This window comes from Rhodococcus sp. AB351, assembly GCF_049538275.1.
Lineage (GTDB): Bacteria > Actinomycetota > Actinomycetes > Mycobacteriales > Mycobacteriaceae > Rhodococcus.
Genome location: NZ_JBMVFW010000001.1, coordinates 949269 through 972612 on the forward strand (window position 1 = coordinate 949269; position 23344 = coordinate 972612).

Genomic DNA, 23344 nt, shown 5'->3' on the forward strand with positions numbered 1-23344 from the left:
GTGATACTGGACCGGTGATCACACGCGCGATAGGGGCGTCCTCGCTCGTCCGCGATCTCGGCAACTGGCAGGACTCGGGTGGTTCCAGATCTGCCTACCGGGCGCTCGCGGACAGCATCCGTCTGCTCGTGCACGACGGTCGCGTCCCGCTCGGTGTCGCCCTGCCCAGCGAGCGGGAACTCGCCGCCGCGCTGTCGGTGAGCCGCACCACCGTCGCGTCCGCCTATGCAGCGCTGCGGGAAGAGGGTTATCTGCGCAGCCGCCAGGGCGCCCGCAGCACGGTCGCCGTGCCCGCTCGCCGGGGCTCCGAGAACACCGGCTCCCGGATGCCGATCGGCCCGGCGATCGATCTGAGCAACGCCTCACTGCCCGCGCCGGCCGCGGAGATCGAGGCGGCGTATGCGGCGGCGCTGCGGTCGATGTCGACCTATCTCGACTCGCACGGCATGGAACCGATCGGGGTGTCGGTGCTGCGCGAGGTCATCGCCCGTCGCTACCGCGAGCGTGGACTGCCCACCTCGCCGGACCAGATCATGGTGACCTCCGGGGCGCAGCATGCGATGCGCCTGCTGCTCGGTGTGCTCGACGATCCCGGCGACCGGGTGGTCGTCGACCACCCCACCTATCCCAATGCGCTCGAAGCGATCCGCCGGTACGGCGCGCGCCCGGTGCCGGTTCCGGTGCGTCCGGAGAACGGCCCGCACGGCGGCTGGGATCTCGACGGTGTCGCCAGTGCCGTCCGGCAGACCGCAGCCCGCACCGCCTTTCTCGTCCCCGACTTCCACAACCCCACGGGCCTGTGCCTCGACGAGGACGGCCGCATCGAACTGGCCCGCATCATGCGCGACACGCGGACGACGCTCGTCGTCGACGAGTCGATGGTCGATCTGTGGCTCGACGCACCGCCGCCGCCTCCCGTCGCAGCCGTGCCCGCCGGTGCGTCGGTGGTGACGGTGGGCTCGACGGCGAAGTCGCTGTGGGGTGGCCTGCGGGTGGGATGGATCCGCGCCGACCGCGACACGATCGTCCGGCTGGCCGGGGCACGGACCGCGGTCGACCTGGGCACGCCCGTCATGGAACAGCTCGCGGCGGCGCATCTGCTCTCGGACGTCGACGAACTGCTCGAACGGCGGCGCGCCGCGTTGAGGGAACGACGTGGTGCGCTGTGCGACGCCCTGGACCGGCGGTTGCCCGAGTGGGAGTACACGCCGGGTCAGGGCGGGATGTCGCTGTGGGCGCGCATGCCCGAGCCGGTGTCCACCTCGCTGGCCGCGGCCGCGCCGTCCCACGGTGTGCTGCTCTCCGCCGGCCCGCGTTTCGGTGTGCAGGGCGCGTTCGAGCACTTCGTGCGCCTGCCGTACACACAGGACGTCGAGGTCCTCGCCGACGCCGTCGAGGCGATGGCCGCCGCCTACGATCAGGTCGCCTCCGGGCGCACGCCCGACGAGGCGCGGCTCGTCGTCTGACCCTGCCTCTCAGGGCATCTCGATCAGCTCGCGCAGCGCCGCCGATACCTCGCGGGGTCGTTCCAGAGGACCGCAGTGCCCGCTGTCGAAGGTGCGCAGTTCGAGCAGGTTCGGCAGGCGCTCGGCGATCCACTCGGACCGGCCCGGCGGTGAGATCCGGTCGTGGCTGCCCGCGATCACCAGCGTGGGTGCGGTGATCGCGGAGGGATCGACGGTGTCGATCATGTTCACCAGCAGCCGGCCGTAGCCACCGCGACCGCGTGCCGAGGTGCGGCCGAGCATGCGGTCGACGTCGGCGGTGATCGTCGCGGCCGCTCCCGTCCCGACGGCGACGCGGGAGAGCAGGTGCTTGCGCAAGGGCATCCGCTGGGGGAGCGGCATCCGTGCCAGCGGAACGACGGTCTGCGCGACACGGCGTCGCACCTTCGTCAGACTCTGCGGTCCGCGTAGGAACTGTACGTTGTCGAAGATCTCGCCCGGTGTGGTGTTGACCAGACCGACGGCCGAGACCCGTGCGTCGATGTCGCGCGGATACCGCTCGGCCCAGGCCATCACGGCGATGCCGCCCATGGAGTGCCCGGCGACCACGACGGGTCGGCCGTCGGGTGCGGCCGTGCCCAGCACGGCGTGGAGATCGTCGGCGAGATGGTCCATCGTGTACGCCCGGGCGGGGGCGGCCTGGCTGCGTCCGTGACCGCGGTGATCGAAGGCGACCACCCGGTAGTCGTCGCTCAGATCGCGAATCTGGTTGCGCCAGAAGCCGAGTTCGCACAGGATGCCGTGCGCGAGGACGATCGTCGGGGCGTCGGCGGGCCCGTAGGCCTCGGTGTGGATGCGGGTGCCGTCCTTGCTGCGGACGCCGAGCACCTCCGGGACGTGGCCCGGGACCGCGGTGCGTACTCGTGCTCGTGCCGTGGCCGTCGATCGATGGATCGCGGCTCCCACCCCATCACTCATGACGGTGTTGATAGCACACCGATCCCGGCGCGATCGGTGCCTTTCCCGCGGATGGGACGGGCCCGGAACCGTATCGGTAGAACACCGTTACGATCCCGGGCCCGAACGGGACGATCAGACCCAGAGGGTGTCGATGTCGGTGGCCTCGGCCGCCGGACCGACCGGCTCGCCGGCGGGGGTGCGGGAGAAGCGCGGCGCCGGTGCGTGCTGCACGACCCCGTCGATCTCGATCAGCGACCCGCGTGCGACGAGATGCTCGTTCTTCTCCGCCTCGGCCCAGGTGAGGACCGGGGAGACGCAGGCGTCGGTGCCGAGGAAGATCTCGGTCCACTCGTCGCGGGTCTTCGACAGGAACTTGTCGGTGAAGATCTTCTTCATCTCCGCCCAGCGGGAGGTGTCGAGCTGGTGCGGCAGGTCGGCCGGATCGAGCTCGAGTCCCTGCAGCAGCAGCGCGTAGAACTGCGGCTCGATGGAACCGACGGCCATGTACTTGCCGTCCTTGGTCTCGTAGACCTCGTAGAACGGTGCGCCGGTGTCGAGCATGTTGACGCCGCGCTCGTCCGACCACGCGCCGCGACCGCGGAACGCCCACATCATGTGCGACAGCGCGAGGGCGCCGTCGACCATCGCCGCGTCCACGACCTGGCCCTTGCCGGAGGTCTGACGCTCGACGAGGGCGGAGAGGATGCCGAACACGAGGAACATCGAACCGCCACCGAAGTCGCCGACCATGTTCAGCGGCGGCACCGGACGCTCGCCCTGGCGGCCGATGGCGTGCAGGACGCCGGTGAGGGAGATGTAGTTGATGTCGTGACCGGCGGCGTTGGCGAGCGGGCCCTCCTGGCCCCAACCGGTCATGCGGCCGTAGACGATGCGCGGGTTGCGCTCGAGGACCACGTCCGGTCCGAGGCCGAGCCGTTCGGTGACGCCGGGACGGAAGCCCTCGATGAGGACGTCGGCGCGCTCGAGCAGGGTCAGGACCTTCTCGATGTCGGCGGGATCCTTGAGGTTTGCCTCGACGATGCGACGGTTGCGCTGAATCGGATCGCGCTGTCCCTCCTGCGGGATCTCGCCGGGGCGCTGCACGATGACGACATCGGCGCCGAGATCGGCGAGCAGGGTCGCGGCGTGCGGGCCGGGACCGAGACCCTTGAACTCGACGACGCGGACACCCGCGAGCGGACCCTTCTTCGCAACAGCTTCAGCGGACACTCGACGAACCTCACTCCGATACGTAGGGACTGTCGCAACGGAGAGTACCTTAGCGAGCGTTCAGAATATGGTTCCGGTCACGCGGAGCGGATCACTCCTCGTACAGGTCCGCCTCGCTCAGCCCGGTCGCCTCGAAGGCCTCCGCGAGATCGGTGTGCCGCACGACGGTGACCACCTGGTCGTCGACCACCCGGAAGGCGATCGCCTCCTCGCGAGGACCCGGATCGGACGCCCAGGTCGCCGTCTCCTCGACCACCACGATGCCCCGGTGGACGAACAGGCGGCCCGGCTGCAATGTGACGCCCGCCGTCGTCGCCCACTCGCGCAGCTCGTCGAGTCCTTGGTCGGGATCGTCGTCGGGGGTGGGCAGCACGATGTCGTCGCTCGACAACTGCACGAGCGTGTCGATGTCGTTGCTGTTCACGGCGTCGTGCCAGGCCAGGACCGTGGCGATCTCCGAGGTGCTCATGATCGAGAGCCTAGTCGCCGGATCGCGGAGGTGGGGGCGTGAATCCGCCGAATCCACTGTCGCGCTCGGGCGCTCCGGCGCACAGTGGATGTATGACGATCACCGGCCAACTCGTGAGCTTCATCCCGAGCACCGACCTCGACGTCTCGGAGATGTTCTACGTCGACACCCTGCGCTTCCGGAAGCTCTCCCGCGACCCGTTCGCGCTCGTCCTCGACGGAGGCGACGGAGCACCGGTCCGGGTGACCCTCGTGCAGTCGCGCGAGGAGACCGGCTACACCGTGCTGGGCTGGCGGGTATCCGATCTGGACGGCACCGTCGAACGACTGCGCGAGCACGGCGTGGAGTTCATCCGCTACAACGGCATGGACCAGGACGACCACGACGCGTGGACCGCGCCCGACGGCATGCGGGTCGCGTGGTTCCGCGACCCGCACGGCAACGTCCTGTCGTTGCTCGAACACCGCACCTGACGCGGCCTCAGCTCGCGAAGGCACCCCACAGGAAGCCGGCGAACAGCACCGCGAAGCCACCCATCTCACCGACGATCAGCGCGGCCATCGCCGGACCCGTCCCGCGCACCGGATGCGCGAACTGGTTCGTGGTGTCGCGCAGCGCGCCGTGCACGACATAGCTCGCGATCGCACCGACGAAGAACACCACGATCACCGCGGCCGCCGCGAGGTTCACGGCGGTGGGCCACGCGCTGAGCTCGACGAACACCGCGACCAGCAGCGTCGCGAAGGAGTACATCAGCGCCGACCGGTGGGCGATGTCGACGTACGGGTGCGCGAGATGGTCGTCGGACGTGGCCATCTGCCGGTACTTCCACACGCCGAGACCGAGCGCGAGGAGGAAGACCGCACCCGCGGCCGTCAGTGTCAGTTCGGTGTCGACTCCCAGGACCATCGCGCCAGTATGGACGCATCACCTCAGCTGCAGCCGCTGGTGTTCCCACAGGACGGACACGCGTGGCACGACCCGGCCCGCTGCATCTTCACCCCGCACTGCATGCAGTACGGCGCGTCCGGATTCGACGGTGACGGCGCGGCGAGCCCACCCGGGGAGGACGTGCTCGCGCTGCTCGTGCCGAGTGTGCTGTGAGGCGTTGTCGCCGGCGGATCGGGCTCGCGCACCGGCGGCGTGCTCGTGTACGGCGTGAGCGTCGGGGTGTCGGGCACCGAACGCTCGGCGACGGTGAGGACGCCCAGCTCCGCTCGTTCGTCGGGTTCGAGATAGTCGACCGCCAGTCGCCGGAAGATGTAGTCGAGGATCGACGTGGCGATCCGCAGATCCGGATCGTCGGTGATCCCGGCCGGTTCGAAACGCGTACTCGTGAAGGCCCGGACGAAGGTGCGCAGCGGAACCCCGTACTGCAGACCGTAACTGACCGACATCGAGAAGGCATCCATGATGCCGGCCAATGTCGAGCCCTGCTTGGACACGCGCAGGAACATCTCGCCGGGACGCCCGTCGTCGTACTCGCCGATCGTGAAGAAGCCCTTGCAGTCGGCCACCCGGAACTCGAACGTCCGCGAGTTGCGGGTGCGCGGGAGTCGCTCACGACGAGGCGCCGCGGAGGGGGTCGCCGCGTCTGCGACGGCAGGACGCGACGACGTCGACAACGGTTGTCCCAGTTTGCAGTTGTCACGGTAGATCGCGAGCGCCTTCACTCCCAGGCGCCACGCGTCGACGTACATGTCGGCGATGTCGTCAACGGTCGCGGACTCGGGCAGGTTCACCGTCTTGGAGATCGCACCCGACAGGAAGGGCTGCACTGCCGCCATCATCGCGACGTGGCCACGCGGCGAGATGACGTTGTCGCCCATCGAGGTCGCGAACACCGGCGCGTGTTCGTCGCGCACGTGCGGCGCACCGGCGAGGTCGTGGTGCAGATCGAGGTGCGCCACGATGTCGGCGACCTCCGACGGGCCGTAACCCAGACGCGACAGTGCACGCGGCACACTGCGATTGACGATCGTGAGGCTACCGCCGCCGACGAGCTTCTTGGTCTTCACCAACGCCAGATCCGGTTCGATCCCGGTGGTGTCGCAGTCCATCGCGAGCCCGATCGTGCCGGTCGGTGCGAGCACACTGACCTGGCTGTTGCGCACACCGTGGGCGGTGCCGTCGGCCACTGCGCGATCCCATGCCTGTCGCGCCGCATCGAGCACGTCGGCCGGCGCGAGGTCGGAGTCGATGTCGTCGAGCGCACCACGGTGCTTGCCCAACACGTCGAGCATCGGCGCGCGGTTCTCGTCGAACCCTTCGAAGGGGCCGAGGCGCCGTGCCATGTCCGCCGACACGGCGTAGGCGTGCCCGGTCATCAGGGCGGTGATCGCCGCAGCCGTCGCGCGTCCGGCCTCGCTGTCGTAGGGCAGACCCGAAGCCATGAGCAGCGCACCGAGATTGGCGTAACCGATCCCGAGCTGCCGGAACCGCCGCGACGTCTCACCGATCCGCTCGGTGGGGTAGTCGGCGCGGCCGACGAGGATCTCCTGCGCGGTGAGCATCACCGCCACGGCGTGACGGAAACCGTCGACATCGAAGGTGCCGTCCTCGCGCAGGAAGGTGAGCAGATTCAGGCTCGCGAGGTTGCACGCCGAATCGTCGAGATGCATGTACTCCGAGCAGGGATTCGACGCGTTGATCCGGCCGGTCGCCGAGGCGGTGTGCCAGGCATTGATCGTCGTGTCGTACTGGATGCCCGGGTCGGCGCACTCCCAGGTGGCGGCGGCGATGCGCTGCAACAACTCTCGTGCGCGGACCGTCCGGACCGTCTCGCCGGTCGTCACGGTACGCAGCGGCCACTCGGCGTCGGCCACCACCGCGTGCATGAACTCGTCGGTCACGCGCACCGAGTTGTTCGCGTTCTGGTACTGCACCGAATGGATGTCGGTGCCGTCGAGACCCATGTCGAAACCGGCCTCGGCGAGCACCCGCGCCTTGCGTTCCTCGATCGCCTTGCAGTCGACGAACTCCTCGATGTCGGGATGGTCGACGTCGAGGATCACCATCTTCGCGGCCCGCCGGGTCTTGCCGCCGGACTTGATGGTGCCGGCCGAGGCGTCGGCGCCGCGCATGAAGCTGACCGGACCCGATGCGCTTCCGCCACCGGTCAGCGGTTCGGCCGACGAGCGGATCCGGGAGAGGTTCACCCCGGCACCCGACCCGCCCTTGAAGATCACCGCTTCCTGCCGGTACCACTCGAGGATCGAGTCGATGCTGTCGTCGACCGACAGGATGAAACACGCGCTGGCCTGCTGCGGAGTGTTCGGCACCCCGATGTTGAACCAGACGGGACTGTTGAACGAGGCCCGCTGGTGGATCAGCAGATAAGTCAACTCGGCGGCGAACGCCTCCGGATCGTCGAGATGGCCGTCGGTGTGCCCCCACGCCGTGATCGTGTCGACGATGCGGGCGATCACGTCGCGCAGCGAGTGCTCACGATCGGGATGCCCGAGCTGCCCGCGGAAGTACTTCTGCGTGACGATGTCGGTGGCGTTCTGCGACCAGAAGGCAGGGAACTCCACGTCCGTCTGCTCGAAGACGACACGTCCGGTGCCGTGATGGACGATCCGCGCGTCGCGTCGCTGCCACTCCACCGCCTCGGCGGGATCGACACCGGGCGTCGTGAAGTACCGGACGTCGCCGCGCACCGCGGCGGAAGCGGCGTCCGATGCACTCTTCGGGCTGCTGTGAGGCCTGGTACTGCTCATCGCGTCCTCCCGGGGGCGTGGACCGGTGGCACATATAGTCCCACCATGCTGCCACCGCGTCCCGGTACTCCGCTGTCTTCCGCCCGCTCGGCCCGCCCGGTGGCGCCGTGAGTGCCGGCGGCGAACTGCTCGTCGGGCTGGCGATCCTCGTCGGCCTGCTCGGGATCGTGCTGCCGATCCTGCCCGGCGTCCTGCTGATCTTCGGTGCGATCGCCGTGTGGGCGTTCCTCACGGGAGGCACCACCGCGTGGGTCGTGCTGGGCGTGGCGACGGTGGCGCTGCTGGTCACCGGCATCGTGAAGTACACCTGGCCCGGCAAGCGGCTTCAGCAGGCCGGGGTGCCGAACCGGTCGCTGATCCTTGCCGGTCTGCTCGGCATCGTCGGGTTCTTCGTGATCCCCGTCGTCGGTCTGTTCCTGGGCTTCCTGCTCGGCATGTACCTGTCGGAGGTGCAACGGCACCGCACCCACCGTGATGCGTGGGTCTCGACGGTCGCGGCGACCAAGGCCGTGGCGTTGTCGATCCTCGTCGAACTGTTCGGCGGACTCGTCGCGGCCTCGGTGTGGCTGGGCGCCGTCCTGTTCACCTGAGCGCACCCGGAAAGCGAGAGGGACCCATCCGTGCGGATGGGTCCCTCGTCGTTCGTGCAGTTCAGGCTGCTGTCACGCCTTGTGCGGCTCGCTCGCGCGGAACATGTCCTCGCGCTCGACGACCTTCACGCGCTCGCGGCCCTCGGCCTCACCGAGGCTGCGCTCGTGCGCATCGAGGCGGTACCAGCCCTGCCAGGTGGTGTACGGCAGCTGCTTGTCCTCGAGGAACTTCACGATCGCGTCCTCGGACGGATCCTCGGGGGTGTTCAGACGACCGGCGGCCCGGTCCTCGAGCAGGTTCGCGACGGTCTCGTTCGCATCGCCCTTGGTGTGACCGATCAGGCCCACGGGGCCGCGCTTGATCCAGCCGGTGACGTAGGTGTGCGGCATGAACCGGTCGTGACCCTCGGCGCTCTCGTCGGCGAGCACCCGCCCGGCCTCGTTCGGCACGGTGCCGGCCTGCTCGTCGAAGGGCAGCTTCGCGATGTTCTGCGACAGGTAACCGACCGCGCGGTAGACCGCCTGGACCTCCCAGTCACGGAACTTGCCGGTGCCGCGCACGTTGCCGGTGCCGTCGAGCTCGGTGCGCTCGGTGCGCAGACCGACGACCTTGCCGTCCTCACCGAGGATCTCGTGCGGAGACTCGAAGAAGTGCAGGAACAGCTTGTGCGGGCGGTTGCCCACATCGCGGATCGCCCAGTCCTGCAGGGTGTTGGCGACCATGTCGACCTGCTTGGAGTTACGCCGCGCCTGCTCGGAGCCCTCGTCGTAGTCGATGTCCTCCGGGTCGACGATGACCTCGATGGTCGGGGAGTGGTCGAGTTCGCGCAGCTCGAGCGGGGTGAACTTGGCCTGCGCCGGACCGCGGCGCCCGAAGACGTGCACCTCGACGGCCTTGTTGTTCTTCAGGCCCTCGTAGACGTTCGGCGGGATCTCCGTCGGCAGCAGCTCGTCGCCGGTCTTGGCGAGCACGCGGGCGACGTCGAGCGCGACGTTGCCGACACCGAGGACGGCGACCTTCTCCGCCTCGAGCGGCCAGGTGCGCGGCACGTCGGGGTGCCCGTCGTACCAGGACACGAAGTCGGCGGCGCCGTAGCTGCCGTCGAGGTCGATGCCGGGGATGTTCAGCGCGCGGTCCGCGTTCGCGCCGGTCGAGAAGATCACCGCATCGTAGAAACGCTGCAGGTCGTCGAGGGTGAAGTCGCTGCCGTAGTCGAGATTGCCGAGCAGGCGGATCTGCGGCTTGTCGAGCACCTTGTGCAGGGCGGTGATGATGCCCTTGATGCGCGGGTGGTCGGGCGCGACACCGTAGCGGATCAGACCGAACGGCGCCGGCATGCGCTCGAACAGGTCGATGCTGACCCCGGGATCCTGCGCAGTGTCGGACTTCATGAGTGCGTCGGCGGCGTAGATACCGGCAGGGCCGGCACCGACGATCGCGACGCGAAGGGGACGAGTCTGATCGGTCATCAGGGGATCAACTACCTCTTCGGTGTGCGGACGGACATATCCAGCTTAAATTAAGGCTGCCCTCAGTGGGCTCGGCGCAGGTCGCGCGGGGATGACGGCGAAGGAGGATGAATCGAGCCGTCGAGCGAATCGCTTCAGCGACAACACATGTGGGCACCCATACGACACAGGTCGACGGCGAGGCGTCGAACGAGCTGCGTGGTGGCCATGCCACAATTCCTACCTCGAGAGGGTTTTTAGGGCAAATGCGGCCGTGACGAGCCGCGACCTCGCGCCCATTAGGATCGGGCGCATGGCCAAGCGCGGAGCCCCCGAACCCGAACCCGATCCCGGCCCGGATCCCGACGGTCCCACCAGTAGCAGCATAGGGCCTTTCCTCGGAGCCCTCGCCGTCCTGGTGGTTCTCGTCCTCGTCGTCTTCGGTGCACAGCTCTTCTCCCCGGCGGGCGACGACCTCACCGAGGACGAGATGGTCCGTCGTGCCGTCACCGACTACGTCTCCGCGCACAACGAGAACGACGGACCGATCCTCGACCGGCTGCGCTGCAGCGATCTGCCCGCCGAAGAAGCGCCGCTCGCGGACGTCGAGGGACGGGTGGAGCTGCAGGCCACGCAGAACATTGCCGTGGACGGCGATCGGGCCACCGTCGACGTCCGGACCGGCCTCGACGGGGAGACGCAAACCGAGACGTGGCAGGTCGTCCGCATCGACGACGTGTGGCGGATCTGCCGGTTCTGACGCGTCGCCGTGCGTATACGACGCGGTGCCCGCGTGTACGTCACAGCCCGACCTGTGAAAACATGTCCGGGTGAGCTACGCAGGTGATATAACGCCGCAGCAGGCATGGGACCTGCTGCAAGGTGATCCGGATGCCGTGCTCGTCGATGTGCGTACCGAAGCCGAGTGGAAATACGTCGGGGTCCCCGAGACCTCGTCGCTCGGTCGCCGGACCGTGTTCGTCGAGTGGGTTCGTTACCCCGACGGCGCCCCCAACCCGAGCTTCGTCGAGGACCTGAGGGCAGCGGGTATCGGCGGCGGACCGGTGATCTTCCTGTGTCGCTCGGGGCAGCGCTCCATCGGAGCGGCCACGGCCGCCACCGCTGCGGGCCTGACCCCCGCCTACAACGTTCTCGAAGGATTCGAAGGCGCTCTCGACGGCGAAGGCCATCGCGGTGCCGAGGGCTGGCGGGCCGCGGGCCTGCCGTGGAGGCAGTCGTGAGTTCCATCCCCCAGGGCGGCGCGTTCGACAAGGCGCTGCCCGACACCGTTCGCCCCGCCACGCTCGGCGTGCGCGGCGGCCTGCTCCGATCCGGCTTCGAGGAGACCTCCGAGGCGCTCTACCTCAACTCCGGGTTCGTCTACGAGTCGGCCGAGGCCGCCGAAGCCGCCTTCACCGGCGACGTCGACCACTTCGTCTACTCCCGCTACGGCAACCCCACGGTGAAGATGTTCGAGGAGCGCCTGCGCCTGCTCGACGGTGCCGAGGGTGCCTACGCCACCGCGTCCGGCATGTCCGCGGTGTTCACCGCGCTCGCGGCGCTGCTCGGCAAGGGCGACCGTCTCGTCGCGGCACGCAGCCTCTTCGGTTCGTGCTTCGTCGTGTGCAACGAGATCCTGCCCCGCTGGGGCGTCGAGACGGTGTTCGTCGACGGTGAGGACCTCGACCAGTGGGAGAAGGCGCTGTCGGTGCCCACCACGGCGGTCTTCTTCGAGACCCCGTCGAACCCGATGCAGACCCTCGTCGACGTGCGACGCGTCTCGGAGATGGCGCACGCGGCAGGCGCGAAGGTGGTGCTGGACAACGTCTTCGCCACCCCGCTGCTGCAGCGCAGCATCGATCTCGGTGCCGACATCGTCGTCTACTCGGGCACCAAGCACATCGACGGCCAAGGCCGCGTGCTCGGCGGAGCGATCCTCGGTCCCAAGGACTACATCGACGGGCCCGTGCAGCAGCTCATCCGCCACACCGGGCCGTCGCTGAGCCCGTTCAACGCGTGGACGCTGCTCAAGGGCCTCGAGACCATGCCGGTGCGGCTGCGCGCCTCCGTCGATTCGGCGCTGCGCATCGCGCAGTTCCTCGAAACGCAGGATGCCGTGCGCTGGGTCAAGTACCCGTACCTCGAATCGCACCCCCAGTACGAACTCGCGAAGTCGCAGATGAGCGGCGGCGGCACGATCATCACGTTCGAGCTCGACGCCCCCGAGGGCGAGGGCAAGAAGCGTGCCTTCGAGCTGCTGAACAAGCTGCGCATCGTCGATATCTCGAACAATCTCGGCGACTCCAAGTCGCTCATCACCCACCCGGCGACCACCACCCACCGGGCGATGGGACCGGAGGGCCGGGCCGCGATCGGTCTGTCCGACGGTGTGGTGCGACTGTCCGTGGGCCTCGAGGATCCCGAGGACCTGCTCGAGGATCTCCAGCAGGCGCTGTCCTGACCTGGGACGCCGTGAGCTACGCTGCGGGTGTCCTGCCGATCCGGTAGGGCACCCGCAGCGTTTTCGGTGAAGCCGGTGAGAATCCGGCGCTGTCCCGCAACTGTGAGCCCGACTTCCGGGTGAGCCAGGTCAGCCGGCGCGGAGGGTCCGTACGTACTGGTCCTCGGACGAAGGACGGTGACGTGCCGCAACCGCACCGTTGCAGCCGTACTGTTTTCGTCCTCCGAACAACGGAGGATGGCTGTGCCCCTCGACAATCACCTACGGCTGCTCGCCGCCGGACTGACCGCCTTCGCGCTTCTCGCCGCAGGGTGCTCGAGCAGCGACGATTCGTCACCGTCCGGTGACACCGACACCACCTCCGCGGACGTCCCGCAGGCCATCGTGTCGCTGAGCCCCACCAGCACGGAGATGCTCTACGCCGTCGGTGCCGGGGATCAGGTCGTCGCGGTCGACGACCGGTCCGACTACCCGGCCGACGCACCCGTCACCGACCTGTCGGGGTACACCCCCAACGTCGAGGCGATCCTCGGTTACGAACCCGATCTCGTCGTCGCCAACGCCGACACCGCCGATCTCGTCGCGGGGCTCGAACAGGCCGGTGTCGAAACGCTGATCCTTCCCGCCGCCGAGAACCTGGACGACACCTACGCCCAGATCGAGCAGCTGGGAGCCGTCACCGGACACGTCGGCGACGCTGCCGAGCTCGTCGCGCAGATGAAGACGGACATCGACGAGATCCTCGCCGGCCTCCCCGAACGGGAGACCCCGCTGACCTACTACCACGAGCTCGACAACACCTTCTACTCCGTCACCGACGACACCTACATCGGCGAGATCTTCTCGATGCTGGGTCTGACCTCGATCGCGACCGGCGGCAACGGCTACCCGCAACTGTCCGCCGAGTACGTCCTCGAACAGAACCCCGACGTGATCTTCCTGGCCGACGGGCAGTGCTGCGGCGTCACACCCGAGGTCGTCGCGGAGCGTGCCGGGTGGGGTGAGCTCACCGCCGTCCGGGACGGCCGTGTCTACGTCCTCGACGAGGACATCGCCAGTCGCTGGGGGCCGCGCGTCGTGGACCTGATGCGTGAGGTCGCCCGGATCGTCGGTGCCATCCCCGCGGTCCAGCCCACGCCTTGATCTCCCTGTCGCGAGGCAACACCCGCGCACTGCCACCCGGTGGTGCGCGGGTGGTGCCGCGCAACGTGCTCGTACTGACCGGCGCGGTGCTCGTCCTGTTCGCCGCGATGCTGGTCGGGATCCTCGTCGGGCCCGCCGGCCTCACCCCGGGCGGGGTGCTGCTCGACATCGCCGACCGCCTGCCGTTCGTCGACGTGGACTCCGGGCTGAGCACGCGTCAGCAGGCGATCCTGTGGAACATCCGGATGCCGCGCGTCGTGCTCGGGGTGCTGGTGGGGGCGATGCTGGCCATCGCCGGTGCCGCCTACCAGGGGGTCTTCCGCAATCCGCTCGCCGACCCCTATCTGCTCGGGGTCTCCAGCGGCGCCGGTCTCGGTGCCACCCTCGCCATCGTCGTGGGCGGCGCCGCCGGGTTCGCCGGTGTCCCGATTGCGGCTTTCGCCGGGGGACTGCTCGCCGTCGGCGCGACGTACTCGCTCGGCCGTACCGTCGGCGGCAGCCGCTCGGAAGTCGTCATCATCCTCGCCGGTGTCGCCGTCGCGGCCTTCGCCAACGCGATCCAGACCTTCTTCATGCAGCTGCACGACGACACGCTGCGGCAGGTGTACTCGTGGATGCTCGGCCGCCTGTCCACCGACGGCTGGTCCGACGTCGTCGTGGTCCTGCCGTACGTCGTCGTCACCGTCGCGATCATCGCGCTGCATCGGCGCACACTCGATGTCATGGCGGTCGGCGACGTCGAAGCCGCGAGCCTCGGAATCAACCCGGCGCGCGTGCGGCTGCTGCTCGTGTGCGTCGCGACCCTCGGGACGGCCGCGGTGGTCTCGGCCAGCGGACTCATCGGGTTCGTCGGCATCGTCGTTCCCCACGCGGTCCGGCTGCTCGTCGGACCGGGTCACCGCCTCCTGTTGCCGCTGTCGCTGCTGGTGGGTGCGTCCTTCCTGGTCCTCGCGGACGTCCTGGCCCGCACCGTCATGTCGCCCGCCGAACTGCCGATCGGTGTCGTCACCGCGGCGATCGGGGCGCCCTTCTTCCTCGTCGTGCTCAGACGGAGCCGAGGTGTCCGATGAAAAGCGATGTTCTCACCACCCCGACCATGACGGTCTCGTGCCGGCAGCTCAGTGCCGAACGCGGTGGTGTCGAGGTGCTGCACGGGGTCGACCTGAACGTCACCGCGGGATCGTGGGTGTCGCTGGTCGGACCCAACGGTTCGGGCAAGACCACTCTTCTCCACGTCCTCGCCGGTCTCGTGCCGGCCACCGGTCATCTGCAGGTCGCCGACGTGGCGCCCGGGCGCGCCGGACGTCGGGACATGGCACGCGCGGTCGCACTGATGCCGCAGCGACCGGTGGTGCCGGAAGGCGTGACCGTCCGGGAACTGATCCACCTCGGCCGCACCCCGCACATTCCACGCTTCGGCTCCGAGACCGCGCACGACCGCGAGGTGGTGGACCGCGTCGTCGAACGACTCGAACTCGAAGCGTTCGCCCCACGCCTCGCGACCGAACTGTCCGGCGGTGAGCTGCAGCGCGTCGTGCTCGCGCGCGCTCTCGCCCAGCAACCGCGGGTGCTGCTCCTCGACGAACCCACCAGCGCACTCGACATCGGGCACCAGCAGCAGGTACTCGAGCTCGTCGACTCGATGCGGACCGAAGGCGACCTCACCGTCATCGCCGCGATGCACGATCTGACCTCCGCCGCGCAGTACGGGGAACGACTCGTGCTCCTCGATCACGGACACGTCGTCGCCGACGGAGCGCCCGACGACGTCCTCACCGCCGACCGCATCGCGCAGGTCTACGGCGCCCGCGTCGAGATCCTCGACCGCCCGGCGGGTCGCGCCGTCCTCCCGCTCCGCGACAGCACGAAGGACTGCTGATGGAGGTCGTGCTCCTGGGAACCGGCGCGGCGGACGGGTGGCCGAATCCGTTCTGCACGTGTGCATCCTGCGCAGACGCCGTGCGTCGTGGTGAGGTCCGCGGGCAGACCGCGGCACTCGTCGACGACGTACTGATGCTCGACTGCGGTCCCGAGGCGCCCCACGCGGCCGTGCGGCACGGCAGGTCGCTGGCGAAGGTGCGGCACATTCTCCTGACGCACGCCCATGCCGACCATCTGGGCCCGCAGGCGCTGTTGTTCCGATCGTGGGTCGCTGCCGGTGTCGAGCTCGACGTGATCGGTCCCGCCGACGCGCTCGACACCTGCAGGCCCTGGGTGGCTCCCGACGACCCGGTGCGCTTCGTGCCGGTCGAGGCGGGGGACTCGCTCACCGTCGGCGACTACTCGGTGCGCGTTCTTCCCGCACGGCACAAGGTGTTCCGCGACGGCGATGCGGTGCTGTACGACCTGTCGGGCCCCGGCGGGTCGCGGTTGCTGTGGGCCTGCGACACCGGGATGTGGCCCGCCGAGTGGTTCGAGGCCGTGCGCGACGCCCGGTTCGACGCGGTCTTCCTCGAGGAGACCTTCGGCGACCGCTCCGAACTGTCCGAGGGTCACCTCGGCCTTCCGGAATTCGGCACCCTGGTGGACGGCCTGCGCGGTGCCGGTGCCGTCACTCCGGACACCGATGTGGTCGCAGTGCATCTGGGCCACCACAATCCACCCGCCGACATACTTCGGAAACGTCTGCAGCAGGTGGATGCTCGTCCCGGTCGTGATGGTGAGGTGGTCCACGTGGGTGAAGGGACTCCGGTCGTGCCGCATCGGACGCTGGTTCTCGGGGGAGTGCGGTCGGGCAAGTCGCGGCACGCCGAGGAGTTGCTCGCGTCCTGCCCGTCCGTCACCTACGTCGCCACCGGCGGGACACGAGAGGGTGACGCGGAGTGGGCGGAACGTGTTGCACTGCACCGGGAAAGACGTCCCGGTTCATGGTCGACGGTGGAGACGGTCGATGTCGCCGAGGTGCTGTGCACCGCTACGGAACCGCTGCTGATCGATTGTCTCGGAACGTGGTTGACGGCACGGCTCGATATCCACGGTGTCTGGGAGGGCGGTGACCTCGACCCTGTCCACTCCGATGTGGACGAGTTGATCGCGGCGTGGCGGAAATGTGCGGTGCCGGTGGTCGCCGTGAGCAACGAGGTCGGTAGCGGAGTGGTGCCCGCGACCTCTTCGGGCCGATTGTTCCGCGACATGCTGGGCCGGCTCAATGCGCGGGTCGCGGAGGCCAGTGAAGCAGCGACTCTCGTGGTGGCAGGAATTCCTGTTCCGTTGAAGCGGAATTGATTTCGAAGCATCAGCCTTCCGATTCGTCGTCGGCCGGCTCGCCCACAGGAGCATCGTCGCTCGGGGTCGGCGCAGGTTCGGGCGGCGTCTCCTCGGGGACCGGTGAAGGAGCAGGCTCGCCGGTCGGTGCAGGTTCAGGAGCAGGAGCAGGCGGGGGAGCCGGGAGCGGATCGACCACCGCGCTCCTCACCCACGAACCCGAAGCCCTACTGATCACCCATTCCCCCGAACTTCCGGTGATGCGTAGCTCGTCCGTCTCGGCGGCCCAGGCCAGTACATCACCCTCCGAGGCGCCGGTGCGGTACTCCTCGCTGCCCGTCGCAGCAGTGATGACGGCGTACGTTCCGGCCTCGGATCGGACGAGCCGAGCGGAGTACAGGCCGGACGGTGAGCGGAGCGCGGAGACAATTTCCGTTTCTGTCGGTGCAGACGGTGACCCGGACGTGCTGGGACTCCCCTCGGTGGTCGTCGGACCGAGGGAGGTCGATGTCCCCGGACTTGCGGTCGGGGAGGACGTCGTCGACGTCGTGGTGGTGGAAGCAGAGGATTGCGGCAGTGAGCGTGCTCCTGTCGCTGGTGCCGCCGAGCAGGTGACGCCCGTCGTCGACGTCGTGTCGAGCCTGTACGCGACGAAACCTGTGGAATACGAATCTCCGTGGATCGAGCGGATCTCGGCGTCAGCGGTATTCGCGGTGATGAGAGCGGTGTCGAGGTTGGTCCGGGCGATCCTGGCGGTCACCGGTTGCCCCGCGGCTGTCGGGGTGGTGGTCACCGTGGTGACGTAAGCGAAATTTCCGTCCGACGGATTGCGAACGGTGACCTGGTAAGTCACACCCGTGCCGACGTGGGGCCACGTCAATGTCGCTGCGGTGGCACTTCCTGTGCCGGTCGTGGAGCATGCGACGGAAGCCGGGGGTGCCACATACGCCGGGGTCCCGTCACGTTCCCCGCTCGGGCTGCAGTTGAGGTCCTGGTTGTGGCTGATCAAGGACACGGGTTGGGAGACGAGGCGGCCCCTCCATGCTGCCGACACCGTGCCTCCCGGCAACATCGTGTGTATTTCCGCGTTGTACTGCCAGATGAGGCTGCGGCGAGGAAGACCTGTGCCGTACAGGTCGTACGAGATGGTGCCGCCCGTCGCGGCGGTGATGTCGGTGATGTCGACGGTCCGCCAGACACGACCGTCCAGATCTCGCAGAATGATCCGGTATTGATAGGGCGACCCCAGATGCGTCCAGTTCAACGTGACAGGATCGGGTTGGTCGAGAATGAGTTTGCTGTTGCAGCCGACCGTTCCTGCAATTCGGGGTACGTACTCGCTCTTCGAGGCGAACGCTCCGCTTCGCGCGGTCGCGTTGTCGACGAAGGCCGCATCGGTCCCCGGCGTGTGTGAGAGGCCGACCGCAGACACGACGACGAGGACTGCCAGAGGAGTCACGGGGGCCTGGGCGTTCCGGAGGGGCGATCCGTCGGGACGCACCGCGATCCGGATGAGGGCGGCGGCGAGTATCGCCAGCACGACGAGGCCGGGAACGGTCCGGAGCCAGGCGGCAAGGTAGCCGAGGCCGTCGACATGGAAGAGCACCCGTTCGGCCGAGCTCACTCCGTAACTGCGGGGATCGGGTTCCGGATTCGCATCTCCTTGCAGCCGGAGGAGGGCCGTGTTTCCGGCGAACGACTGGACTTCCACGATCCGATGGGTGATGCGACTGCCTTGATCGTTGATCACACTCACCACGTCACCGGACCGAAGGTCGGCTGCGGGGACGGTGTGCGCTATCGCGAGGGAGCCCGAAGGAATCGCGGGTGCCATGGAACCCGAGCGGAAGATCAACGGCGTCAGGCCGAACAGGGCCGATACCGCCGCGACGAGAATGCACAGGCTGCCGAGTACTGCACCGATCGTCAGGAGGGTGTCCCGCCCTCTGCGTGGGGGCCGTGCCTGGTGTGCGTGTTCGGTCATTGTCGCCTCACACCGTCGTCTGCGCCGTGAAGGTGAACACGAGGGCGGACACGCTCTGGTTCTGTGTGGGGAGCGGCGTCGACGTGGGCAACGTGACGACCATGCACAGTGTCTCCCTACCGGTCGTGGCCGCCAAGGGGCGAGCAGAAGTGACGATCGGCGCAGCGCCTCCCGCGATCAGGTTCGTCTGTCCGATCTGTGTTCCCGTGCATGTTCCCTTGCGGAGACCGCCGGCAGTGAGGTTCGACGGGGTTCCGTTGCTGAAGACCCGGAGTTGCAGGTTGTTCGCGAGGGCCGGACTTCCGGCGGGTGTCGCGACATTCACCGTGTACGTGACGTCCATCGTCGAGCGTGTGTTCTGCACCTGCAGACTCGCCGCTCGACTCTCGCCCGGCATCATGGAGGACGAGGTCAGGTCGGAGAACGTATAGGACTTCACGTCGTTCGCTCGCAGATCGACCGTGCCGGTGCTGAACGTCCCCGTCGCTACCGCCGAATTCGCCCACGCGGCGAAGGTTCCCACCGCGCCGAGCGCGAGGACCGTTCCGAGCGACAGTAGTGCGCGCACCCGGACGGTGAAGAATGAAGGCGCTTTTCGTAGGTACTTGCGAAGGTGATCGAGGACTTCATCGCCGCGCATCGTTGCCTCCGCCGGTTCGTGCTGCGTCCCGCTCACGTCTGCCATCCCGGATACCGCTGGTGAACAGCACGGTGGCGTAGCCGAACAGTGCGATCGCGATGATCCCGACGGTCCACGAACGCTGTTGCCCCGTCAGCCAGTTGTTCACGTAGCCCAGGTAGGGGATCGAATACCAGACGCGTCCCCGAATCTGTTCGTAGAGAACCGGTTTCTCGTCGGGCACAGTGTTGGCGTCGCCCTGGGTGATGTACGTGCGTCGCCCCTTCGCGGATTGGGCGGACGCGATGATCCGATGCGTCACCACAGTGGGATCCCCCGAACGCAACTGGTACGTCACGGGCATTCCGATCGCGAGTTCGTCGGGTTCGACGGGTTCGACGACGATGAGGGTGCCGGGTGGGTAGGTGGGGTCCATCGATCCGGTGAGCACGGTGAAGCGTTCGCCGCCGGCCACGGCCGGGATCAGGATGGTGACTGCCAGCAGGGTGAGCATGGCGAACAGCAGGGCCCAGGTGAGCATCGAGCCCATCCACCAGAGCGGCCCTGTCCGGTCGTCTTCTTCCCGGGATTCGGTCATATCTGTTGCTCCACTCGAAATTCGAGCGCAAGGGTGGTCGACCTGCCTTGTTCTGCCGCGGCTCCGACGGTCGCCCGGAGACACCACACCTCCGTGGTGCCCGGAGCGGCCGACCGCCCTTCCCCTGGAGCCGGAAAGGCCGTCCAAGGACCGCCGATCGTCGACGTCGGTGTAGCCACTGCTGCACCGGATGACGTCGGGCATGCGTCGGTGGAACCGACGATCCACGCTGTCACCGCGATCGGCAGCCGGGTCGAGCTCTGACGTACCGCTTGCAATCGGTAACGTGCGTGGGCGTCACCCCGAATGCTGACCGTCAACGGCTGTTGCACCACGGATCCCTGCGCCAGGTTGGTACCGCCGAAGTTCGTCCATGTGTAGTCCTGGGAGCCCTGGGCCATGATGGTCAGGCTCCCCGAGATGATCGTGCCGCCCCTGAGTTGTGTGCTGTCGCGCCACAGTGCGCCGGTCTGCTGTGTGGACCAGAGGGTCACGAGCAGAACCGACGCGACTGCGGCGATCCAGGCCCATCTCCGCTTCATGTCCTCACGCGGGAGCGGGGTTCGTGTTCTGCTGCAGATTCAGGCTCAGATTGCCGAGATCGACGGTCTCGTTCTGTCCGGTCGTCCCCGATGTGGCCGGATCGAACGTGATGGTGATGTCGACCGAAATATCCTGAGGCGCACCGCCGTTTGCCACGACCTGAACACCGTCGGCTCCACCGGTGAACGACTGGCCGGCGTACTCGCCGTCGATGGTGGTGATCAGGGCGTTTCGCAAGTCGGTATTTCCCGTGACGCCATCCAGATTCGCGGTGAGTGTGGCTTCCAGATTGTCGCCCTGAGCGGTGAGTGTGGAGGCGCAGGTGTAGCGCACCGTGTCGCCCGGGACGATTCGGAACGATGAAATGTCGCCGATCGTCGCTCCACCATTGCCGACATCGGTCCACGTGCCGCCGCCGGCGCACTCCCCGAGCGTCAGCTGACCGGATGTGATGGTACCGGCGTCACCGTCGGTCTGATCGTTCCAGAACGCGAGACTGCCCAGCCCGCCCAGGAGCAGGATGGCTCCGGCCCCTGCGGCGATGGCCCCTTTGGTCTGTTTCTTCATACGATTGCTCCCCTCGAAGGTCGTGCTCCCGACCTTCGTCAGGTACCCGTTGTGATCGACTCCATACCAACCATCTGGTATTTCTGTGACGGGTGTTGCCCCTGGGGCGATAGGAGACGATTTCGTTACCGTCGGGAAGAAATGACCGGGTCAGAACAACAGCCGGTACAGCCCGATCAGGCCGACGACGACGATGACGATCCGCAACGCGACCGGCGACAGGCGCCGACCGTAGTGGGAACCGAGGTGACCGCCGATCAAGGAACCCACGGCGATCAGTGCGGCCACGGTCCAATCGATCCGGTCGAACGCCACCAGGATGTACGCACAGGCGGCCACGACGTTCACGACCAGCGACAGCAGGTTCTTCGCGGCGTTCTGCCGCTGGATGTGATCGTGCAGCAACGCGCCGAACAGACCCATCAGCAGAATGCCCTGCGCTGCTGTGAAGTAGCCGCCGTAGATGCCGACGGCGAAGGTGCCGACGACGAGCAGCGTCATCCGTATCGGTCCGAGACGGGCGTCGGCGTCGCCACCCGTTCTGCGCGCCACCCAGGACTGGATCTTCGGTTGCAGCACGACGAGCGTGAGTGCCAGGACGAGCAGGATCGGCACGACCGTCTCGAAGACGCTCTCCGGTAGGTGGAGCAGAAGCCATGCTCCGACCAGTGCCCCGCAGAACGACGCCGGGATCTGCCATCGCAACCGCTCCCACTGCCCACGCAGCTCGCGCCGATAGCCCCAGGTGCCCGATACGCCCCCGGCGACCAGACCGATCGCGTTGGACATCGTCGCGGTCACCGGGGGTACACCGAACGCGACGAGCGTCGGGAAGGTGATGAGGGTGCCGGATCCGACGAGGGAGTTGATCGCTCCGGCGCCGAGCCCGGCCAATGCGACGAGGAAAAGTTCGAGCGGGGTCACCGAGGCGAGTCTACGGCGTGCCGAAACCGGCCTTGTTGTCGATGTCGGGGCACCACGTCGACATCTACATCGGTCTCGACGAGGGACGGTATTTCCGCCACGGTGAGAGAAAGCCTGTCCACGACGCGCCGCACTCCGTAGGTTGAGCAGCGACCATCCAGAGCGACCGAGAGACCTGGCTCCACGACGTCGCAGCAACCCCCCGTGCGCGGGTGCGGGTGCTACCGCCGGGATCGATGGAGGAACGAGCATGACCCGCTGGACCGAGCGCGCCTCGTGGTGCCGCCTGCACATCGACCTGTGCCGCGGTACTTCGCACCGGTGTCGTCGCTGACGTAGACCGCCCGTCGTCCTTCGCCGCGTGGGTCCCGGCCCGTCCGCAGGGGGACGGGCCGGGACCCACGTCTGCACCCCCGCACCCCCGCATTCCCGAAAGGCCCATCCCGATGGCTCCCGCCCCCAGGACGTCGCCGTGAGCACGTCCACCGATCTCCGCATCCCCGACGCCCCGGCCGACCGCACCGACGACGAGGACCTGGCCGTCGCCCGGAAACGGCATCCGTGGCGCTGGGTGATCAGCGCTGCCGTGCTGATCCTCGTCGCCCAGTTCGTGCACGGCCTGGTCACCAACCCCGGCTGGGACTGGGCGACCTTCGCGCAGTACTTCACCGCGTCGTCCGTGCTGTCCGCACTGTGGATGACGATCGAACTGACACTGTGGGGCACGGTCCTCGGCTTCGCTCTCGGTGTGCTCCTCGCGGTCGGCCGGTTGTCGAACAATCCTGTTCTGCAAGTGGTCTCGTGGACGTACATCTGGGCGTTCCGATCGATCCCGCTCATCGTCCAGCTACTGTTCTGGTTCAACATCGCGTACCTGTACAAGACGCTGTCGATCGGCATCCCCTTCGGGCCTGCCTTCTTCGAGTTCGGTGTGGCCGGGGTGATCTCGGGATTCACAGCCGCCGTCATCGGTCTGGCGCTCCACCAGGCGGCCTACTCCGCCGAGATCATCCGCGCCGGCATCATCTCCGTCGACCACGGTCAGATCGAGGCCGCCAACGCGCTCGGCATCCCGCGTTACCGGCAGTTCATGAAGATCGTTCTCCCGCAGGCCATGCGGGCGATCCTTCCGAACGCCGCCAACGAGGTGATCAGCCTGTTCAAGGGCACCTCGATCGTCTCCACCATGGCCATCGCCGAACTCTTCTACCAGGTACAGGTGATCTTCGGTCGCACCGGACGCGTCGTTCCGATGCTCATGGTCGCGACCGTCTGGTACATCATCCTCACCACGATCCTGTCGATCGGGCAGTACTACGTCGAACGGCACTACGCCCGCGGTTCGGCACGCGCACTGCCGCTCACCCCGTGGCAGCGCGTGGTCGCGAAATACCGCGAGATTCGCGACAGCGGCATCGGTGCACCCCGAAGGAGCGACG

22 protein-coding genes, 1 pseudogene and 2 riboswitches are annotated in these 23344 nt (G+C 67.8%); of the genes and pseudogenes, 11 read left to right on the forward strand and 12 right to left on the reverse strand.

From position 1 onward, the window contains the following. Positions 1–14: 14 nt before the first annotated feature. On the forward strand, positions 15–1466 hold the full coding sequence (gene yczR, locus ACPCXD_RS04320; protein WP_423658569.1) for a MocR-like transcription factor YczR: 1452 nt from the start codon (positions 15–17) through the stop codon (positions 1464–1466). A 9-nt stretch (positions 1467–1475) separates the two neighbouring features. Here the strand turns inward: yczR and ACPCXD_RS04325 are convergent, their stop codons facing one another. The 3 genes from ACPCXD_RS04325 to ACPCXD_RS04335 form a co-directional block, all read right to left on the reverse strand. Beyond that, a complete protein-coding gene (locus ACPCXD_RS04325) occupies positions 1476–2423 on the reverse strand; it encodes an alpha/beta fold hydrolase (RefSeq protein WP_423658571.1) in 948 nt (315 codons plus the stop codon). A gap of 114 nt (positions 2424–2537) precedes the next feature. Continuing rightward, a complete protein-coding gene (locus ACPCXD_RS04330; RefSeq protein ID WP_160876781.1) occupies positions 2538–3635 on the reverse strand; it encodes a CoA transferase in 1098 nt (365 codons plus the stop codon). A 91-nt stretch (positions 3636–3726) separates the two neighbouring features. After that, on the reverse strand, positions 3727–4104 hold the full coding sequence (locus ACPCXD_RS04335; protein WP_016691542.1) for a nuclear transport factor 2 family protein: 378 nt from the start codon (positions 4102–4104) through the stop codon (positions 3727–3729). A 92-nt stretch (positions 4105–4196) separates the two neighbouring features. Between ACPCXD_RS04335 and ACPCXD_RS04340 the strand changes: the two genes are divergently transcribed. After that, positions 4197–4577 (forward strand): VOC family protein, encoded by a 381-nt coding sequence (locus tag ACPCXD_RS04340; protein WP_088899375.1) that lies wholly within the window; start codon positions 4197–4199, stop codon positions 4575–4577. Between the two features lie 7 nt (positions 4578–4584). Here ACPCXD_RS04340 and ACPCXD_RS04345 read toward each other — a convergent pair whose 3' ends face one another. Continuing rightward, complete coding sequence (locus ACPCXD_RS04345; protein WP_145692380.1) at positions 4585–5013, reverse strand: hypothetical protein; 429 nt, start codon at positions 5011–5013, stop codon at positions 4585–4587. Positions 5014–5036: 23 nt separating this feature from the next. After that, positions 5037–7823, reverse strand: a complete 2787-nt coding sequence (locus ACPCXD_RS04350; RefSeq protein ID WP_423658575.1) for a vitamin B12-dependent ribonucleotide reductase — start codon at positions 7821–7823, stop codon at positions 5037–5039. 107 nt (positions 7824–7930) lie between these two features. On the opposite strand from ACPCXD_RS04350, the gene ACPCXD_RS04355 reads away from it, so the two are divergent. After that, a complete protein-coding gene (locus ACPCXD_RS04355) occupies positions 7931–8413 on the forward strand; it encodes a DUF456 domain-containing protein (RefSeq protein ID WP_088899378.1) in 483 nt (160 codons plus the stop codon). Positions 8414–8485: 72 nt separating this feature from the next. Here the strand turns inward: ACPCXD_RS04355 and ACPCXD_RS04360 are convergent, their stop codons facing one another. Further along, a complete protein-coding gene (locus ACPCXD_RS04360) occupies positions 8486–9883 on the reverse strand; it encodes an FAD-dependent oxidoreductase (protein WP_230823263.1) in 1398 nt (465 codons plus the stop codon). A 292-nt stretch (positions 9884–10175) separates the two neighbouring features. Between ACPCXD_RS04360 and ACPCXD_RS04365 the strand changes: the two genes are divergently transcribed. The 7 genes from ACPCXD_RS04365 (at position 10176) to ACPCXD_RS04395 (ending at position 16691) form a co-directional block, all read left to right on the forward strand. Beyond that, entirely contained in the window at positions 10176–10622 is a 447-nt protein-coding gene (locus ACPCXD_RS04365) for an Rv0361 family membrane protein (protein ID WP_006552930.1), read from the forward strand. A gap of 70 nt (positions 10623–10692) precedes the next feature. After that, positions 10693–11103, forward strand: coding sequence for a rhodanese-like domain-containing protein (locus tag ACPCXD_RS04370; RefSeq protein ID WP_172415055.1), 411 nt, complete (start codon positions 10693–10695; stop codon positions 11101–11103). Then, a complete protein-coding gene (locus ACPCXD_RS04375) occupies positions 11100–12323 on the forward strand; it encodes an O-succinylhomoserine sulfhydrylase (RefSeq protein WP_088899401.1) in 1224 nt (407 codons plus the stop codon). Before ACPCXD_RS04370 ends, ACPCXD_RS04375 begins: the two co-directional genes overlap by 4 nt. 8 nt (positions 12324–12331) lie before the next feature. Beyond that, positions 12332–12475, forward strand: a riboswitch (cobalamin riboswitch). An 85-nt stretch (positions 12476–12560) separates the two neighbouring features. Next, positions 12561–13466: an ABC transporter substrate-binding protein gene (locus ACPCXD_RS04380; protein WP_423658579.1), complete on the forward strand. Its 906-nt coding sequence runs from the start codon at positions 12561–12563 to the stop codon at positions 13464–13466. A gap of 107 nt (positions 13467–13573) precedes the next feature. After that, complete coding sequence (locus ACPCXD_RS04385) at positions 13574–14536, forward strand: FecCD family ABC transporter permease (RefSeq protein WP_230823337.1); 963 nt, start codon at positions 13574–13576, stop codon at positions 14534–14536. Beyond that, a complete protein-coding gene (locus tag ACPCXD_RS04390) occupies positions 14533–15345 on the forward strand; it encodes an ABC transporter ATP-binding protein (protein WP_145692382.1) in 813 nt (270 codons plus the stop codon). Before ACPCXD_RS04385 ends, ACPCXD_RS04390 begins: the two co-directional genes overlap by 4 nt. Continuing rightward, positions 15345–16691: a bifunctional adenosylcobinamide kinase/adenosylcobinamide-phosphate guanylyltransferase gene (locus tag ACPCXD_RS04395; RefSeq protein ID WP_423658581.1), complete on the forward strand. Its 1347-nt coding sequence runs from the start codon at positions 15345–15347 to the stop codon at positions 16689–16691. The genes ACPCXD_RS04390 and ACPCXD_RS04395 overlap by 1 nt, the downstream gene beginning before the upstream one ends. Before the next feature lie 10 nt (positions 16692–16701). Here ACPCXD_RS04395 and ACPCXD_RS04400 read toward each other — a convergent pair whose 3' ends face one another. The 6 genes from ACPCXD_RS04400 to ACPCXD_RS04425 all read right to left on the reverse strand — a co-directional run bounded on the left by ACPCXD_RS04400 (position 16702) and on the right by ACPCXD_RS04425 (position 21905). After that, entirely contained in the window at positions 16702–18654 is a 1953-nt protein-coding gene (locus ACPCXD_RS04400; protein ID WP_423658583.1) for a signal peptidase I, read from the reverse strand. A gap of 7 nt (positions 18655–18661) precedes the next feature. Then, positions 18662–19294, reverse strand: a complete 633-nt coding sequence (locus tag ACPCXD_RS04405; RefSeq protein WP_129977593.1) for a SipW-dependent-type signal peptide-containing protein — start codon at positions 19292–19294, stop codon at positions 18662–18664. Further along, entirely contained in the window at positions 19281–19871 is a 591-nt protein-coding gene (locus ACPCXD_RS04410) for a signal peptidase I (protein WP_160876773.1), read from the reverse strand. Before ACPCXD_RS04410 ends, ACPCXD_RS04405 begins: the two co-directional genes overlap by 14 nt. Next, positions 19868–20365 carry a hypothetical protein gene (locus tag ACPCXD_RS04415; RefSeq protein ID WP_423658585.1) on the reverse strand — a complete coding sequence of 166 codons (498 nt, stop codon included), beginning with the start codon at positions 20363–20365 and terminating at the stop codon, positions 19868–19870. Before ACPCXD_RS04415 ends, ACPCXD_RS04410 begins: the two co-directional genes overlap by 4 nt. Positions 20366–20417: 52 nt before the next feature. Beyond that, on the reverse strand, positions 20418–20981 hold the full coding sequence (locus ACPCXD_RS04420; protein WP_064062683.1) for an alternate-type signal peptide domain-containing protein: 564 nt from the start codon (positions 20979–20981) through the stop codon (positions 20418–20420). Between the two features lie 150 nt (positions 20982–21131). Continuing rightward, the gene (locus tag ACPCXD_RS04425) at positions 21132–21905 is read right to left on the reverse strand and encodes a sulfite exporter TauE/SafE family protein (protein WP_423658587.1); all 774 of its coding nucleotides are present in this window, start codon (positions 21903–21905) and stop codon (positions 21132–21134) included. Positions 21906–22055: 150 nt separating this feature from the next. After that, positions 22056–22148, forward strand: a riboswitch (SAM riboswitch). Between the two features lie 229 nt (positions 22149–22377). Between ACPCXD_RS04425 and ACPCXD_RS04430 the strand changes: the two are divergent. Then, positions 22378–23334: pseudogene (locus ACPCXD_RS04430) on the forward strand (amino acid ABC transporter permease); the annotation flags it as partial. Between the last annotated feature and the right edge of the window lie 10 nt (positions 23335–23344).

Coding starts and splice junctions, on each gene's coding strand:
- ACPCXD_RS04345 (WP_145692380.1), bottom strand. CDS start 5,013: ATGGTCCTGGGAGTCGACACCGAACTGACACTGACGGCCGCGGGTGCG.
- ACPCXD_RS04385 (WP_230823337.1), top strand. CDS start 13,574: ATGCTGGTCGGGATCCTCGTCGGGCCCGCCGGCCTCACCCCGGGCGGG.
- ACPCXD_RS04420 (WP_064062683.1), bottom strand. CDS start 20,981: ATGAAGAAACAGACCAAAGGGGCCATCGCCGCAGGGGCCGGAGCCATC.
- ACPCXD_RS04325 (WP_423658571.1), bottom strand. CDS start 2,423: ATGAGTGATGGGGTGGGAGCCGCGATCCATCGATCGACGGCCACGGCA.
- ACPCXD_RS04390 (WP_145692382.1), top strand. CDS start 14,533: ATGAAAAGCGATGTTCTCACCACCCCGACCATGACGGTCTCGTGCCGG.
- ACPCXD_RS04350 (WP_423658575.1), bottom strand. CDS start 7,823: ATGAGCAGTACCAGGCCTCACAGCAGCCCGAAGAGTGCATCGGACGCC.
- ACPCXD_RS04380 (WP_423658579.1), top strand. CDS start 12,561: ATGGCTGTGCCCCTCGACAATCACCTACGGCTGCTCGCCGCCGGACTG.
- ACPCXD_RS04410 (WP_160876773.1), bottom strand. CDS start 19,871: ATGACCGAATCCCGGGAAGAAGACGACCGGACAGGGCCGCTCTGGTGG.
- ACPCXD_RS04400 (WP_423658583.1), bottom strand. CDS start 18,654: ATGACCGAACACGCACACCAGGCACGGCCCCCACGCAGAGGGCGGGAC.
- ACPCXD_RS04405 (WP_129977593.1), bottom strand. CDS start 19,294: ATGCGCGGCGATGAAGTCCTCGATCACCTTCGCAAGTACCTACGAAAA.
- ACPCXD_RS04335 (WP_016691542.1), bottom strand. CDS start 4,104: ATGAGCACCTCGGAGATCGCCACGGTCCTGGCCTGGCACGACGCCGTG.
- ACPCXD_RS04365 (WP_006552930.1), top strand. CDS start 10,176: ATGGCCAAGCGCGGAGCCCCCGAACCCGAACCCGATCCCGGCCCGGAT.
- ACPCXD_RS04360 (WP_230823263.1), bottom strand. CDS start 9,883: ATGACCGATCAGACTCGTCCCCTTCGCGTCGCGATCGTCGGTGCCGGC.
- ACPCXD_RS04395 (WP_423658581.1), top strand. CDS start 15,345: ATGGAGGTCGTGCTCCTGGGAACCGGCGCGGCGGACGGGTGGCCGAAT.
- ACPCXD_RS04340 (WP_088899375.1), top strand. CDS start 4,197: ATGACGATCACCGGCCAACTCGTGAGCTTCATCCCGAGCACCGACCTC.